Here is a 15311-nt window from a genome sequence, read left to right as displayed (position 1 = left end):
GTGCACACCCTAGCACTTGCTACAAGACTTGAAGCTTCTGCTACAGTAACTTCAGAACTTGAAGGAAGTGGGTGGTTGGTGTGCAACAGAAGACACGAGTGCTGTGGGTAGTGGCCCTGGCGCAGGCGCTGATCGCGGTGGACAGCACCGTCATGAACGTCGCTCTGCCGACGCTGCAGGCCGCCCTGGGATTCGACGAGACGGTGTCGCACTGGGTCATCACGTCGTACGCCTTGGCCTTCGGTGCGTTCCTCCTCCCCGGTGCCCGCGTCGTCGCTCGCATAGGAGCCCGGCGAGGGCTGGTCTGGGGAGGAATCCTGTTCGGGATGGCATCGCTGGTCGGGGGACTCGCTGGGTCCTTCGAACTGCTCATCCTCAGCCGTGGCGCGCAGGGCGTCGCGGCCGCACTCATCGCTCCCGCGGCACTGACCGCCCTGGGGGAGAGCTTCCCGTCAGGCGTCGAACGAGTTCGCGCGTTCGGCGTCTACGGAGCCGTCGGCGTCGCCGGCATGGCAGCAGGCCTCTTCTTGGGAGGTCCACTTGCCCAGTTCCTGGGCTGGCGTTCGGCCTTGCTGTTGCTCGCGGTCCTCGCAGGAGTCCTCGTGGCCGGAGCAGTTGCGTCCGTTCCCAGATCGGTGCAGAGCAGGTCCCGGCTGCTGCCCGCTCGCAGCGTCATCCTCAGCGTCAGCGGGGTGTTCCTGGTCGTGCTCTCACTCGCGATCCTGGAGACCGCCGGGGTCACGGCTGGACTCCCGCTGCTCGCCCTTGGCCTGCTGCTGCTCACCGTGCTCACCTGGTCCGAACGACGCGAGCGAGATCCGCTCATCCCACGCGTGGTCTTCGCCAACCGGGATCGAGTCGCGTCGCTTGCCGTGCTCGGTCTTGGCACAGCGGGGCTGTTCGCGGTGTTCCTCTTCGTCGTGTACTACCTCCAAGGGCCTCTCGGCCTCGACCCGGTCGGATCGAGCCTCGCGATCCTGCCCTTCCCGATCGTCGCGGCGCTTGGCTCCGTCTTCCTCGCGCCTGTCCTTGGTCGCATTCTGGGACCACGTCTCACGCTCGTCGCAGCTGCTGCCCTCGCCGCCGCGGGCATGGGATGGATCGCGGTGGAAGCAGCGGACGCGAACAGCGTCGTCGCGCTCATGCCGGGCATCGTGCTGACCGCAGCCGGGATGGGAGCCATCTTTGCGATCGCCCCCGACCGCGCGACGCTCGGACTCGATGACGGGGATCGGGCAGCTGGATCCTCGCTCGTCCACGCCGTGCAGCAGATCGGCGGAGCCGCCGGGCTTGCGCTGCTCAGCCTTCTCGTCTCCGTCAGTGGCGTTGGCTCATCTCCTGCCGTCTACCAGCTCGTCTTCACTGCCACGGCAGTCATCTTCCTGGTCGCCGCGGCGGCAGGTGCAGCTGCCGCTTGGCTACCCCTCAAACGCAACCAATTGCGCGCCTCCGCGCCTGAACAGAAAGCCTGAGCAATGGACACACCACGACTCGATGGACAGTCGATCATCGTCACCGGCGCAACCAGCGGCATCGGCTTCTTCGTCGCGGAAGGGCTCGCTCGCCTCGGTGCGCAGATCACCGTGGCAGCCCGCTCCGCGGAGAAAGCGCAGAGCGCCATCGCACTCCTCCCGGAACCCGCCCGCCACCGCCACCTCGAACTCGACCTCGCGGACCTCGAATCCGTTCGCGCAGCCGGGTCGCGCATCGGCGCCGGTCCGCCGGTCCACGGTCTCGTGATGAATGCCGGCGTCATCGCCGCTCACCCCACCTACAGCGAAGGTCCGTTCGGGGTCGAGTCCACGGTCGGAGTCAACGTCCTCGCGCACCTCGAGTTCCTGAGATTGAGCTTTCCTGCGCTCACGTACGCGCCTGAGGCGCGGGTGATCAGCACAGGCAGTTTCCTCACGAAGAAGATCCCGTTCGATGCGGACGGCTGGCTCGCTCCGTCCGCGTATCGTCCTCGCGCCGCCTACGCGATGTCGAAGCATGCCGCGGAGATCGTCGGATTCGAGCTCGACCGACGTCTCGTCGCGCGCGGTTCTCGCGTGAGATCGGTTGTCAGCCACCCCGGTTCCGCGATCGACGCGTTGACGCCGGACCGGCCCCCACTGCATCAGCGCTCCGCGCTCGTCCGCACGCTCGCGACAGCCCTTGCTCCAGTGTTCTCGAGGGTGGTGCAGGGCAAGGATGCGGCTGCGCAGCCGGCGATCGCCGCGATGACGACACCCGTGCTCCCAGCCGCCGCCTACTTCGGCCCTCGGACGGGAGCCACCGGTGCGCCGATCCTCGCGACCCCGGTGCCGACAAGCCTCAATCCTGAACTCGGTCGAAGCGTCTGGCAGCAGGTCGAAGAGCGTCTCGGAGCTCCGATCATCTTTGAGTGATGAACGCGCGCGCGCCATCGCCGGAGCCGATGGAGGAGAGCAGGAGTTGGCCACACGTTCACCCTTCGTTCGGTCGCAAGCTGGGCCTCGGACTCGTCGCTGTAGTGGGCGCCATGGAACCTGAGCGAGGCCCGAACATCTCGGGTCGAATCTTCTGAGGGGTATCCGTGTCTCGCGAATCCGTGTCTCCACAGCGACCACGCTGGTTTCGGCATCTGTATGTCTGGGTGCTCGTCGGAATGATCGCCGGCATCATCGTCGGATTTCTCGCCCCCGAATTCGGGGCGTCCCTCGAACCGGTCGGCGATGCGTTCATCGCACTGATCACGATGCTGCTCGGTCCGATCATCTTCTGCATGGTCGTCGCGGGCATCGCCGCGGTCCGTGATCTGCGCAAGCTCGGCGCGGTGGCGCTGCGCTCGCTGATCTACTTCGAGATCGTCACGACCATCGCGATGATCTTCGGGCTCGTCGCCGTCAACATCGTCCGTCCCGGATCCGATCTTCGGGTGGATCCCGCGTCGATCGAGGTGTCCGCTGCGGCCGAGGAACGGATCGATGCTGCGACGGGAATGCACTGGTCGGACTACTTCACGCAGCTCATCCCATCGAACATCGTCGAGAGCTTCGCAACCGGTTCGATCCTGCAGATCCTCGTCTTCTCTGTGCTATTCGGGATCGCGCTCACCGTCGTCGGAGAACCGGCGAAGGCAGTCGCACGAGGCGTGGAGCGGCTCAGCACGGTGCTGTTCACGATCGTGCGATTCGTCACCTACCTCGCGCCGATCGGCGTCTTCGGAGCGATGGCGTACACGGTCGGAGCCCATGGCGCGGCGGTGATCGCCGGGCTGCTCAAGCTCATCGCCACGTTCTACACGACCTCCGCGCTCTTCATCGTCATCGTCCTCGGCGGTGTCCTGCTCCTGGTGCGCTTGAACCCGTTCCATACCCTGCGCTATTTCCGGGAGGAGGTGCTCCTGGCGCTCGGAGCGTCCTCCTCCGAGGTCGCCTTGCCCGGGATCATTCGCAAGCTCGAGCGCATCGGCGTCGACAAGGGAACGGCTGGCGTCACCGTCAGCGCCGGCTATTCCTTCAACCTCGACGGCACCTCGATCTACTTGTCACTCACGACGGTGTTCATCGCGCAGGCGCTTGGGATCGACCTCGACCTCGGGGAGCAGCTTCTGCTGCTCGTGATCATGCTGCTGTCCTCGAAGGGCACGGGAGGCGTCACCGGTGGCGGCTTTGTGATGCTGAACGCAACGGTCGCGTCCACGGGGCTGGTGCCCGTCGCGGGAACCATGCTCGTCCTCGGCATCGACCGGTTCATGTCGGAGTGCCGGGCCGTGGTCAACTCCTTGGGCAACGCGGTCGCGGGTCTGGTCATCGCTCGCTGGCAGGGGGAAGTCACCGCGCCCTCCGCCAACGCGATCATGAGTGGCCGCGACACGGGTGCCACCGGAGATGAGCACGACGATCAGCATGACGATCGTCCTGCGATCGGGCCGATCGGGGCCACCACGGCAGAGCGGAGCTCGCAGTGACGATCAACCTGCAACGACTGCAGACGTTCATCTGTGTCGTCGACCTCGGCGGTGTCACGGCTGCCGCACGCGCTCTTGGCGTCGCCCAGTCGTCCGTATCCGCAGCGGTCAGCCAGCTCGAATCAGACGTCGGGGCGCGATTGATCGCACGAGAGGCGCGGCGCCTCCAGGTCACGGAGGCGGGTCGCGCGCTCGTCGACCATGGCCGAACCCTGCTCCTGAGCGCTGAGGAGGTGCTGGACAGCGTCATGCGCGCGCGCGATGCCCCCGTCGGCGGCCTGCTGCGGGCTGGAGCGACGACCACAGCCGCGGAGCACGTCCTTCCCCAGGCGCTGGCGGGGTTCCTCGAGAGCTATCCGGATGTGGATGTGGATGTCACCGTCGCCCGCACCGAGCAGATCATCGGGCACGTCGTCGACGGCGTTCTTCCGTTTGCGCTGATCGCGGGCGTCAGCGATGACCCGCGCCTCATCTGCGAGCCGATAGCGATGGAGGAGCAGGCGGTCATCATCGGGCCCGAGCATCTTCTGGCCGGTCAGAAGATCGATCCGTCTGTGCTGCGCGGTACTCGCCTCCTCCTCCGCGAACGCGGCTCAGCGACGCGTGAGCAGCAGCTTCATCTCGCGGGGCAGTGGCAGATCCCGGGCGTGCAGCACAGCACCCTCACCGGCACCTCCGCGATCCTCGCCGCAGTCTCACATGGACTCGGGATCACCTGCCTCTCCCGATCCGTCATCGAGGTCCACCTGCGGGCGGGCGCCGTGGCCGAGATCGAATTCCCCATCCCGGTTCCGGCGCGTGCCATCTCGCTGGTCCGACGTCCACGCCACACACCACACCTGCTCGAGGAGCTCTTCCTCGCGCACCTGAAGAAAGGCCGCTCCGCATGAGCATCACTGTCAACGACCGCACCTATAACGCCCCGGAGCGCACCGTCGTCGTCTTCACCGTCGACGGTGGAGACCCCCGCTACTTCGACGATGCCCTCAGGCGCGACACCATGCCGCGCCTGGCCGCGATGCTCGCCCATGGCGGCTCCTACGCCCTCGGCGCCTCCGAGATGCCAAGCCTCACCAACCCCAACAACATCTCCATCGTCACCGGCGTCTCTCCGGCGATCCACGGCATCCCCGGCAACTACTGCCGCCTCTCCGACGGCACGCTCGAGCTGCTCAACGACCCTCGCTTCCTGCGGGCGCCGAGCATCCACGCAGCGTTCGAGGCGGCGGGTGTGCCCACGCTGATGGTGACGACGAAAGACAAGCTGCGTCTGCTGCTCGGGAACGGAGGGGTGCCCTCGGTCAGTGTCGAACGCGCAGCGGGCGCCAGCCTCGAGGCCTACGGGATCGAGGATGTCGAGGAGCTCGTCGGGGAGCCCGCGCCGGGGGTCTACGAACCACGGGCGAGCCACTACGCGATGCGCATCGGCCTTGCAGCCTTGGAGCGCACCCCCCAGCTGAAGCTGATCTACGTCTCGCTCACCGACCGCGTGCAGCACGCATCCGCACCGGGGGAGCAGCTCTCCGACGAGTTCTTCATCGAGTTCGACAGGCTGCTCGGGCAGTACCTCGATGCCGGATGCCTCGTCGCGATCACCGCCGATCACGGCATGAACAGCAAGCACGACGAAGCTGGCGAAGCGCGCGTCGTCTACCTCGAGGACACGCTGCGTGCCGCAGGTATCGCCATCGACGAGGTCGTGCTCCCGATCACGGACCCGTACACGAAGCACCACGGGGCGCTCGGCTCCTTCGCCTGGATCTACCTCGACGACGCAGACCGTGAACGCGCTCGCCGGGCGCTCGCGGCGACCCCGGGTATCGAGGAGGTGTGGGACCGCGAGGCCTCGGCCACGATCTACGAGCACCCCATCGATCGGATCGGCGATCTCGCCGTCACGGCCGCCGCGGACACCGCCTTGGGCCGCACCGCCTCCGCCCATGACCTCACGCAGCTGCACAGCGCCTTGCGTTCGCACGGTGGTCGCTACGAGCAGCTGGTCCCGCTGATCATCAGCGAGCCCGTGACGGGACCACTCGCGGAACGCTACGCCGCGAACGTGCTCCGCAGCCGCGACATCCACGACCTGGTCCTCAACAACACCTGACCGGATGAGCGTGCCCTCGAGGCTCCCCGAAGGGCACGCGTCGTCGTCTGCGGCTGCGGACGGCGACCGCAGGGGGACGGTACTCGCTGAGGTGCACCGCAGGGCTCGGTGCACCTCAGCCCGCTCCTCGGCACGCTCGGCGTGCGCCCGAGCGTACAGGTAAGGCTATCCTTAGCGAGCCAGTCGGCAGACTCGACTCGATCCAGGGAGCCCATGTGCGTCAGCGCGCCACCTTCAGCCTCGTCCTCACCGCCGCAGTCGTCCTCGGGCTCTCCGGATGCGGAGCGTCGGAGGCGGTCGAATCCAACTCGGCTGCGAGCGCGGGAGACGGGGCGACGCAGTACCCGCTGACACTCGACAACTGCGGAACGCAGGTGACGATCGACGCGGCCCCGGAGAGGGTCGTCTCGCTCGACCAGAACTCGACGGAGATCCTCCTGTCGCTCGGGCTCCAGGACCGCATGGTCGGCACGGCATCCTGGACCGACCCGGTCCTCGAATCGCTGGCTGACGCCAACGCCGCCGTCCCGAGGTTGGCCGACAACGCCCCCACCTACGAGGTTGTTCTCGGCGCGGACCCCGACTTCGTGACCGCCTCCTTCGGCCGGCACTTCGCTGAAGGCGGGGTCACCTCGCGCGAACGATTCGCTGAGACGGGCGTCAACAGCTACCTCTCGCCGACGGACTGCGACAACGGGACCAGCATCAACGGCGGAGGGACGCGGACGACACCGCTCGAGGTCGATGCGCTGTACGCGGAGATCACGGAGCTCGGTGAGGTCTTCGACGTCGCAGATCGCGCGGCCGAGCTCGTGAGCGATCTGCAGACGCGCGCGGCAGCGGCGACCGAGGGCGTCGACTTCGATGGCGCGAGCGCTGCGTACTGGTTCGCCGACACCAAGACGCCCTACGTCGCGGGTGGCCTGGGTTCTGCCGCCATGCTCGGATCATCCACGGGGCTCACGAATGTCTTCGCGGACCTCGACGACGACTGGCCCGCGACGACCTGGGAGGACATCGTCGATCGGAACCCGCAGGTGCTCATCCTGGGCGACCTGCAGCGAGACCGATTCCCTGGCGACCGTCTGGACGAGAAGGTCGCGTTCCTGGAATCCGACCCGCTGACCAAGACGATGGATGCCGTGCAGAACAAGCGCTACATCGACTTGCACGGGGCGGAGCTCAACCCCTCCATACGCTTCGTGGACGGCCTCGAGAAGATCAAGGCGTGGTGGGACGAGCACGGGGAGGAACTCTGACCTCCGCCACGGGCCAGCGTTCCGTCGAACGCGTGAGCACCGAATCTTCGCGCGCGCCCCGGCCGCGACGCGTGCTGATCGCGTGCGCCCTGGTGCTCGCCGGTCTGCTTCTGCTCGTCGTCTCGGTCGGGACTGCGATCACGCTCGGACCGGCGGATATCCTGCCAGTCAACGTCCGTGACATCGTCACGAACCACCTCGGCCTGACCGACATCCCGGTGAAGGTGTCGAAGGACGCGATCGTCTGGGAGGAGCGGCTTCCTCGCGCCTTCGTGGCCGCCGCGTGCGGAATCGGCCTCGGGCTCTGCGGCGTGGTCATGCAGTCGCTCCTGCGCAATCCGCTCGCCGACCCCTTCATTCTCGGCATCTCATCCGGCGCATCGACGGGTGCCGTCGCAATCGGTGTCCTCGGGCTCGGTGGCGCCGCGATCGGGCTCTCCGGTGGCGCGTTCATCGGCGCACTCGTCGCGTTCGGGCTCGTCCTCCTGCTCTCTCAGCTCTCCGGCGGCGGGACCGACCGAGTTGTCCTCGCGGGGGTCGCGAGCACGCAGCTGTTCTCCGCCTTGACATCGCTGATCATCTTCGCCTTCGCGGATTCCGACGAGACGAGGGGCGTCATGTTCTGGATGCTGGGCTCCCTGGAAGGGGTGAGGTGGGATGACGTCGTGCTCTGCGTCGTCGTCGTGGGCGCCGGGACCGTGCTCTGCGCGAGGTACGCCCACGCCCTCGACGCCTTCGCGTTCGGGGCAGACGTCGCGGCGTCCCTCGGTATCCATGTCGCGCGTACTCGAGCCGTCCTCCTCGTCGCGACCGCCCTCATCACCGCCACGCTGGTCAGCGTCGCGGGAGCCATCGGATTCGTCGGCCTCGTCCTGCCGCACGCCGCCCGGCTGCTCGTCGGCCCGCGACACTCACGCCTCATCCCGGCGACCGCAGTCATCGGAGCGATCTTCATGGTCTGGGTCGACGCCGGATCGCGAGTCGCGTTCTCGCCCACCCCGCTCCCCGTCGGTGTCGGCACGGCCCTCGTCGGGGTGCCCGTCTTCATCGCGCTCCTCGCCCGGAAGAGGAAGCGCACGTGACGATCAACGCGGAGGGCGTCTCGTGGAGTCGAGGCGGAGCGCTCGTCGTGGACGGCGTCAGCCTGCACCCCCAGCCGGGCCAGACCGTCGGACTGCTCGGACCGAACGGGTCCGGCAAATCGTCGTTGCTCCGAGTGCTGCACGGGTTCGTGAAACCGAGCGCTGGCCTCGTGACCCTCGACGGCGTCGACATCAGCACCGTCGGGCGTCGTCACATCGCCCGGTCCGTGGCGTCGGTGACCCAGCATGCGGACACCGACGTGGACATCACCGTGCGCGACATCGCGCGCCTCGGACGGATCCCGCACCGCTCAGGACTCGGAGGAGACACCGCCGCCGACGATCGCGCGGTCGACCGCGCCCTCGACCACGTCGGTCTGCTCGAGCAGGCCAACCGCTTCTGGCACACCCTCTCGGGCGGCGAGCGCCAGCGCGCCCAGATCGCCCGCGCCCTCGCCCAGGAGCCCCACGAACTGCTCCTCGACGAGCCGACCAACCACCTCGACATCCGACACCAGCTGGAGCTGCTGGAGCTCATACGCGCACTGCCGGTCACGACCATCATCGCCATCCACGACCTCAACCTCGCGGCCATGTACTGCGACGTCCTGGTCGTGCTCCGGGATGGAGCCGTGGTCGCCGCAGGCACGCCGACCGAGGTGCTCACCCCTGAGCTCATCGAAGACGTCTACGGCGTGACCGCCGAAGTCTCCGTCGACGCCCGCCGGCAGACCCCCGTCGTCACCTTCACGAGACCGGGCTGAGCGGGAGCGTTCGGCGGTGAGTCGCAGAACGCTCGGCGCGTGAGGCGCCCGACAGCACCCCACCCCGGTACCGGACTGCCTCGATCGCTACCGCGCTCGCCACTGCCCTCGCAGCTCGTGCCCGAGGATCACCGCGTGGACCCTGTCGCGCAGGTGCAGCTTGGCGAAGATGCGGTTCACGTGGGTCTTCACCGTTGCGGGGGAGAGGTGGAGCGTCTCGCAGATCTCGCTGTTGGAGAGCCCGGCGACCATGCACCCGAACACGTCACGCTCGCGCGGGCTGAGCTGGCCGAGCGGGTCGGCGTTCTCGGAACCCATTGAGCGCCCATGCGGTGACCCGCCGGAGGCGTAGTGATCGATCAGCTGTCTCGTGATTCTGGGTTCGACCACGGCCTCGCCCGAATGGACGGTCCTCACCGCCTCACGGAGCCGATCTGGCGGGGTGCTCTTGAGGAGGAAGGCGCTTGCCCCCGCGTCCAGGCCGCCGAAGGCATACTCGTCGACGTCGAACGTGGTGAGCACGAGCACCCTCGTGCTGGGGTGCACGGTCGTGATGATCCTGGTCGCCTCGATGCCCCCCATGCCGGGCATCCGCACATCCATCAGCACGACGTCGGGCTTCAGTTCCCGCGTGCGGCGGATCGCCGACTCACCCGTGTCTGCCTCGCCGACGACCTCAATATCGTCGGCGGCGTCGAGGGTGAGAGCCGTACCCATCCGAACGAGCTCCTGGTCGTCGACCAGTAGGACCCTGATCTTCGGCGAACTGCGGCCGGTCATGTTCTGGTTGCCTCGTCGATCTGCAGGGTGGCTCGCGTCATCCAGCCGCCGCCCGGGCGCGGGCCAGCTGCGCTCGTCCCGCCGTACGTCGCGGCACGCTCAGCGACGCCGAGCAGGCCACGGCCGGTCCCCTGGCTCCGGGCCCTGCCCGAGTGCGGTCCGGCGCAGCCGTCGTCGGTGACCTGCACCGTGACCGTGCCACCTGCGACGTCGATGCTGACCTCGACTCGTGTGGCTCCTGTCGCGTACCGCAGCACGTTGGTGAGCGACTCCTGGACGATCCGGTACACCGTCGTCGCCAGTGTGGGGCTGTCGGGCATCGTCTCGCCGGAGCGGGCGAGTGTGACGGGCACGCCGGTGCCGCGAAAGACCTCGACCACCTCCTCCAACTCCGGCACGTTGTGGCCCGAGCGTTGGAGACTCTCGTCCAAGACCGCGTCCTCCCCCCGAAGCACCCGCAGGACCCTGTTCATGTCGGCAAGTGCGCTTCGCCCGACGTCGCCGAGCCTGCCGAGCGCGAGAGCCGACCGCTCCGGGTGCGTTTCCCAGCCCTTCGATGCACCGTCGGCGAGAGCGATCATCGTCGAGAGCGAGTGAGCGACGATGTCGTGCATCTCTGCCGAGATGCGCTGCCGCTCCACGACCCGAGCCGTGCTGAGCCGTTGGTTCACCAACTCCGCGAGCGCCTCTCGGCGCCGCGCTGCGCTGCGGACGGCGATACCGAGAGCGAGAGCGATCAGCGCCAGGGGGTCGAGGAGCGACGGTGCACGGGGGACTCCCGTCGTCAGGAACATAAGGAGCATGCCTGCTGCGGGCAACCCCACGGCGACTGCGTACCCCAGGAGTGCGGTCGTGATGGGAGTCAATGAGGCCAGGGTGTACAGCGCGACGGCGGCGGGCAGTCCGAGGAGCGCGACCGGGGTGGGGAGGAGCAAGCCCGCCGTGCTCACCGAGGCGACTGCCGCGAGGATGGTGCGGGGAAATCGTCGCCGCCACAGGAGGAGGCCGCAGGAGAGTGGCACGAGGAGCAGGCCGGCGGAGGGATTCTGGGCACCTGGGAGCACGAGGACGAGCATCTGGGCTCCCAGGCACAGCAGGGCGACGACCGCGTCGACCGTCCTGGGGTGAGCGCCGAACCAGAGCAGGAGCCGCGTGCTGAGGACGCGGTCGACCTCCGCGGCATCCACCCCTGGCGGTGATGAGCGAGCACTCATACCCCGACCTCCATCCCGAGCTGTGCTCCCATTCTCGCTGCCAGCCCGCCCATGAGCGTGCTCAGGCGTCGCGGCGCTTGAGCACGATGGCTGCGCTCACGAACAGCGCCAGCGCCCAGAGCAGCAGGACGGCAGAACCGCCCCACGGTCCCATCGGGTCAGTGCCGGCGGGCGCCAGGAGCAGCGAGCCGGCTTGGATCGGGAAGAAGCGCATGATCTCAGTGCCGTACTCGGAGAACATCTGCGGGATCACGGGCACGATGATGAGGAAGACGATCGTCGCCAGTACCGCGGCGATGACGTTGCGGATGATCGCGCCGAGCGCGATGCCGATGACGCTGATGGCAGCGAGGTAGAAGCCCGAGCCGACGACCAGCCGGAGCAGGTCGGGTGTCTCGAGGACGTAGCTGTACCCACCACCGGCGAGGATGGGCGGTGCGAGCGCGAACCCGATCGCTGAGCTGACGACGCCGATGACGAAGGCGACGCTCGCGATGATCGCCGCCTTCGCGAGCAGTGCCGGCGTCCGGCGCGGAACCGAGAGCAGCGTGGTGCTGATCTGCCCGGAGCGATACTCGTTCGTGACCATCAGCACCGCGAGCACGGCGAGCACGATGCCGACGTAGCCGGTCTTGTCGACGACCATCTCGGGGTACGCGTCGTAGTTCGCCTGGGGTGAACCGCGGTCGCGGAAGACGTACGCCCATGGCATCGCGATGCCGTTGGCGACCAGGAGGAGGAACGTGAACCCTGCGAGGACGTTGTTCGAGGCCAGCCCGCGGAACTTGATCCATTCGGAGCGGACTGCGCCGCCCAGGCTGACGTTCCGCACGGGGAACTGGCGCACGATGCGGGGAGGCGTGGCGGTTGTGATGGTGCCCATGAGGATGGTCCTTTCGTGAAGCAAGCGAGATCAGGCTGAGGCGTACTCGACGGAGTCGCGCGTGAGGTGGTTGTAGGCCTCTTCGAGGGTTTGCCGCAGGGGCGTCAGCTCGGTGATGAGCACCCCCGTCTCGCGGGCGGCGCGGGCGATCTGCTCGGCGGTGAGGCCTTCCACCTCCAACAGCTCGGGCTCGCTCGAGACGATCCTCACCCCCGTGCTCGTCATTCGGCGAGTGAGCGTGAGCGCATCCGGCGTGCGCACGCGGACGCGGAGGCCGTTCTGCTCGGTGAGCGCGCTGAGCGGTGAGTCCGCGATGATCTCGCCGCGGCCGATGATGATGACGTGGTCCGCGATGAGCGCCAGCTCGCTCAGCAGGTGCGATGAGAGGAAGACCGTTCTCCCCTCGGCCGCCAGCCGCGCCAGGAGTTCGCGGACCCAGGTCACGCCCTCGGGGTCCAGGCCGTTGACCGGCTCGTCGAGGATGAGCGTGCCCGGGTCGCCCAGCAGCGCCGCGGCGATGCCGAGACGCTGCCCCATGCCGAGGGAGAACCCGCCGACCTTCTTCCGGGTCACGGCGCTGAGGCCGGTGGCCTCGAGGACCTCGTCGACGCGCGAGCGCGGAATCCGGTGCGTCGCCGCGATCGAGGTGAGGTGGTTCAGCGCCGTGCGGGACTTGTGCGCCGCCTTCGCGTCGAGCAGAGCACCGACCTCGCGCAGCGGCGCCGCGAACGCCCGGTACTCGGTGCCGTCGATGCGTGCACGCCCGGAGGTGGGGTGGTCGAGGCCGACGATCGAGCGCATGGTCGTGGACTTGCCTGCCCCATTCGGGCCAAGGAACCCGGTGACCTTGCCCGGCTGGACCGTGAAGCTCACATCCCGCACTGCGTGCTTTCCCTTGTAGGTCTTGGTCAGGGCCTCAACTTCGATCGTCATCTCGTCGCGCTCCTCGTCATAGCGGTTGTCTCGTGCTCACGACGCTACGGACGAGGGGGTGGTGGCGGATGCCAACCAGGGGTTGAACTGCGGATGATCGCGACCGGCGGGTCGAAGCGGTCTCAGCAAACTCGCGGGCACCCCGCTTCTCATTTAGCTAGGTTAACTAGATAAATATCTGCAGGGCTCGAGGGAGAGCGGCCAGCTCCGACCCCCTCACAGAGAGAGGGTCGCCATGTCGAACTCAGGTCGGTGCACGTCGAGCTGTGGCCCGGTGCGAGGCGGCGCGCGATGAGCGCGGTCGTGGCAGAGCGGCCACGTGCCGACGGGGGATCGGAGTCAGGAGACGAGAGGCTGGATGCAGATCTCGTGCTCGTGGGATCCGGAGACCGTGCAGCGCTGTCTCGTCTCTACGACGCCCTGAGCCCGACGATGTTCGCGCTGGCGCTCAGACTCCTCAATCGGGAAGATCGAGCACAGGAAGCCACCACCCACGCCTGGTTGACGATCTGGCAGTGCGCGCCTCGTCTTCCGCAGGGGCGTGCGCGGCAGACGATCCTGGCCGCGACGGTTCGATCGGTCTCGAAGTTGGCAGAGGTCAAGTGACCCCGAGCGCGAGGAGAAGCTCCAGCTGCTCGACCTGCTCATCGCCACCGACAGCGGGTTCGACCTGTCCGGTGCCGAGTTCGATCTCTACGACGAGGACTCGACCGCCGACGCGTGGGAACGGGAGATGACAACGGCGTTGGCCGACGTCACCGCGAGCGACGTCTTCCGAGGGGCAGACACGGCGCCATTGATTCACGTCCGGTGGCGATAGCACCGTGGAGCGTCAGTCTTCCTCCGCGTCGTCATGCGGGGAGAGCAGGCGGTGTGCGTAGGGCGGCAGCTCCGTGACCAAGACCACCACGACATCCTGCAGCTTCCAGTCGAGACCCCGGCACGCTTCGGTGAGCTGCGCGCATTCGATCAGGCCCACACCGGCCGGGGCGCGGGGGACGACGAAGACTTCCGCATGCAGCTCATGACCCTGATCCCGCAGCCGGCACCCGGTGTGCTCGACCCAGTCGTGGGCCGCGACAAGGGTGTTGAGTTCCGCGGCGAGTGGGTGGGGACGTTTCCCGTCGTAGGTGCGCGCCTGCTCGTCCATGAGGTCGAGCACGGCGATGCGCAGGTTGCGCACACCGTCCCACATGATGCTCCCGGAGATGAACAGAGCGGCCACCGAGTCGAGCCACCACAGACCGATTCCGATGCCGGCCACGCCGACTGCGGAGCCGACCGCGGTCTGCCAGTCGGCCTTGTTCATGTCCGCGTCGGCGTAGAGCACCTTGTCGTGCAGCTTGGCGGCGAGCTTGATCTTCTTGCGTCCGATGATCACCGGGGGCCAGGCGATGAGGAGCATGACGGCGATCATGAGCCACCCCAGCCACACCCGCTGCTCGAAGATCTCGATCGTGCCGATCGTCGGGTGTTCGGCACGAAGCAGCCCGCTCCCGGAATCGACGATGAGGAACACCGCCATCGAGGTCAGCGCGATCCCGGACACAAGGTGACCGATGGCGACGGCACGGTGGAAGCCGTAGGGGTGACTGATCGTCGCGGCTCGTCGACTGACGCGAACGGCGATGAGGAAGGCGATGGGCGGGATGAACGAGAGCAGGTCCTCGAGCCAGGCGGCTTTCATCGCCTGCGAGTTCCCGAGCACGAGGTAGACCAGGGTCACGGTCACCGCGAGGAAGGCGATCGTTATCCACTCGAGCCGGATGGCCTTGCGTCTTGCCTCGAGGTGTTCATCTGGGAGGTGCGTCATCGCGTGGCCTTGGCCAGATAGATCTCGAGTTCCGTCAGGAAGGCGTTCTCGCCGGCCGGGACGAGCATGACGTGGCGCACGGGTGAACCGTCGGGTGCCAGCGTCTCCAGGTACGTGTCTGTGGCCCCCACCTCGTCCGTGTAGGGGGAGTCGTCACGAAACCCTGCGACGGCGAGGTCGAGGTTTCCGTCCTCGAGTCCCTGGACAAGCGCAGCTTCCGATCCCGAGGTCCAGACGACGGTCGACTCGAGCTGATTCGCGAATCCGCGCACCAGGTCCGCCTCGATCCCGGTCGGCTCGGCATCCGCCTCGAGAGCGGTGAGGGGTGGGTTGTGGGAGATGCCCACGCGCAACTCGCCGGCACGCACCCGATCGAGTGTGCCGTCGGGGTCGCTCGGCACACTGATGGAACATCCGGCGAGAAGGACAACGCTCAACGCCAGAAGAGTCCAGGTCCGCAACAGCGACCTCACCGTCTGCACCATGCCCCGAGCATAGAACTTCCGACACAAGGCAGCAGCCCGCGGATCGGTGTCAAGCCCTAG

At 67.5% G+C, this 15311-nt stretch carries 15 protein-coding genes; 9 read left to right on the top strand and 6 right to left on the bottom strand.

The window, feature by feature from the left end:
* Nucleotides 1-80 precede the first annotated feature (80 nt).
* The 8 genes from C5E07_RS14800 to C5E07_RS14765 all read left to right on the top strand — a co-directional run bounded on the left by C5E07_RS14800 (nt 81) and on the right by C5E07_RS14765 (nt 9143).
* On the top strand, nt 81-1472 hold the full coding sequence (locus tag C5E07_RS14800) for an MFS transporter (RefSeq protein ID WP_146080614.1): 1392 nt from the start codon (nt 81-83) through the stop codon (nt 1470-1472).
* A 3-nt stretch (nt 1473-1475) separates the two neighbouring features.
* On the top strand, nt 1476-2387 hold the full coding sequence (locus tag C5E07_RS14795) for an SDR family NAD(P)-dependent oxidoreductase (protein WP_104300282.1): 912 nt from the start codon (nt 1476-1478) through the stop codon (nt 2385-2387).
* Nucleotides 2388-2614: 227 nt separating this feature from the next.
* Nucleotides 2615-3931, top strand: coding sequence for a cation:dicarboxylate symporter family transporter (locus C5E07_RS14790; protein ID WP_104300280.1), 1317 nt, complete (start codon nt 2615-2617; stop codon nt 3929-3931).
* Nucleotides 3928-4821, top strand: a complete 894-nt coding sequence (locus tag C5E07_RS14785; protein WP_104300278.1) for a LysR family transcriptional regulator — start codon at nt 3928-3930, stop codon at nt 4819-4821. The genes C5E07_RS14790 and C5E07_RS14785 overlap by 4 nt, the downstream gene beginning before the upstream one ends.
* Nucleotides 4818-6038: an alkaline phosphatase family protein gene (locus C5E07_RS14780; RefSeq protein WP_104300276.1), complete on the top strand. Its 1221-nt coding sequence runs from the start codon at nt 4818-4820 to the stop codon at nt 6036-6038. Before C5E07_RS14785 ends, C5E07_RS14780 begins: the two co-directional genes overlap by 4 nt.
* Before the next feature lie 215 nt (nt 6039-6253).
* Nucleotides 6254-7297 (top strand): ABC transporter substrate-binding protein, encoded by a 1044-nt coding sequence (locus C5E07_RS14775; protein WP_104300274.1) that lies wholly within the window; start codon nt 6254-6256, stop codon nt 7295-7297.
* 74 nt (nt 7298-7371) lie between these two features.
* Nucleotides 7372-8379: a FecCD family ABC transporter permease gene (locus tag C5E07_RS14770; protein ID WP_374953205.1), complete on the top strand. Its 1008-nt coding sequence runs from the start codon at nt 7372-7374 to the stop codon at nt 8377-8379.
* Nucleotides 8376-9143, top strand: a complete 768-nt coding sequence (locus C5E07_RS14765; protein ID WP_104243935.1) for an ABC transporter ATP-binding protein — start codon at nt 8376-8378, stop codon at nt 9141-9143. The genes C5E07_RS14770 and C5E07_RS14765 overlap by 4 nt, the downstream gene beginning before the upstream one ends.
* An 87-nt stretch (nt 9144-9230) precedes the next feature.
* On the opposite strand, the gene C5E07_RS14760 is transcribed toward C5E07_RS14765, so the two are convergent.
* The 4 genes from C5E07_RS14760 to C5E07_RS14745 all read right to left on the bottom strand — a co-directional run bounded on the left by C5E07_RS14760 (nt 9231) and on the right by C5E07_RS14745 (nt 12953).
* On the bottom strand, nt 9231-9923 hold the full coding sequence (locus C5E07_RS14760) for a response regulator transcription factor (protein ID WP_104300270.1): 693 nt from the start codon (nt 9921-9923) through the stop codon (nt 9231-9233).
* Entirely contained in the window at nt 9920-11137 is a 1218-nt protein-coding gene (locus C5E07_RS14755) for a sensor histidine kinase (protein ID WP_104300268.1), read from the bottom strand. The genes C5E07_RS14760 and C5E07_RS14755 overlap by 4 nt, the downstream gene beginning before the upstream one ends.
* 61 nt (nt 11138-11198) lie before the next feature.
* On the bottom strand, nt 11199-12020 hold the full coding sequence (locus tag C5E07_RS14750) for an ABC transporter permease (RefSeq protein ID WP_104300266.1): 822 nt from the start codon (nt 12018-12020) through the stop codon (nt 11199-11201).
* Between the two features lie 30 nt (nt 12021-12050).
* The gene (locus tag C5E07_RS14745) at nt 12051-12953 is read right to left on the bottom strand and encodes an ATP-binding cassette domain-containing protein (RefSeq protein ID WP_104300264.1); all 903 of its coding nucleotides are present in this window, start codon (nt 12951-12953) and stop codon (nt 12051-12053) included.
* Nucleotides 12954-13494: 541 nt separating this feature from the next.
* On the opposite strand from C5E07_RS14745, the gene C5E07_RS19230 reads away from it, so the two are divergent.
* Nucleotides 13495-13773, top strand: a complete 279-nt coding sequence (locus C5E07_RS19230) for a hypothetical protein (protein WP_104341984.1) — start codon at nt 13495-13497, stop codon at nt 13771-13773.
* 12 nt (nt 13774-13785) lie between these two features.
* Here C5E07_RS19230 and C5E07_RS14730 read toward each other — a convergent pair whose 3' ends face one another.
* Both C5E07_RS14730 and C5E07_RS14725 read right to left on the bottom strand, forming a co-directional pair.
* On the bottom strand, nt 13786-14766 hold the full coding sequence (locus tag C5E07_RS14730; protein WP_104300258.1) for a cation diffusion facilitator family transporter: 981 nt from the start codon (nt 14764-14766) through the stop codon (nt 13786-13788).
* Nucleotides 14763-15203, bottom strand: a complete 441-nt coding sequence (locus C5E07_RS14725; protein WP_258063976.1) for a transporter substrate-binding domain-containing protein — start codon at nt 15201-15203, stop codon at nt 14763-14765. The genes C5E07_RS14730 and C5E07_RS14725 overlap by 4 nt, the downstream gene beginning before the upstream one ends.
* Between the last annotated feature and the right edge of the window lie 108 nt (nt 15204-15311).

Origin of the sequence: Pseudoclavibacter sp. RFBJ3 (assembly GCF_002931375.1) — a bacterium.
Taxonomy (GTDB): domain Bacteria; phylum Actinomycetota; class Actinomycetes; order Actinomycetales; family Microbacteriaceae; genus Pseudoclavibacter.
The sequence above is the reverse complement of the archived record's forward strand: the minus strand, read 5'-3'. Positions and strand labels throughout refer to the sequence as shown.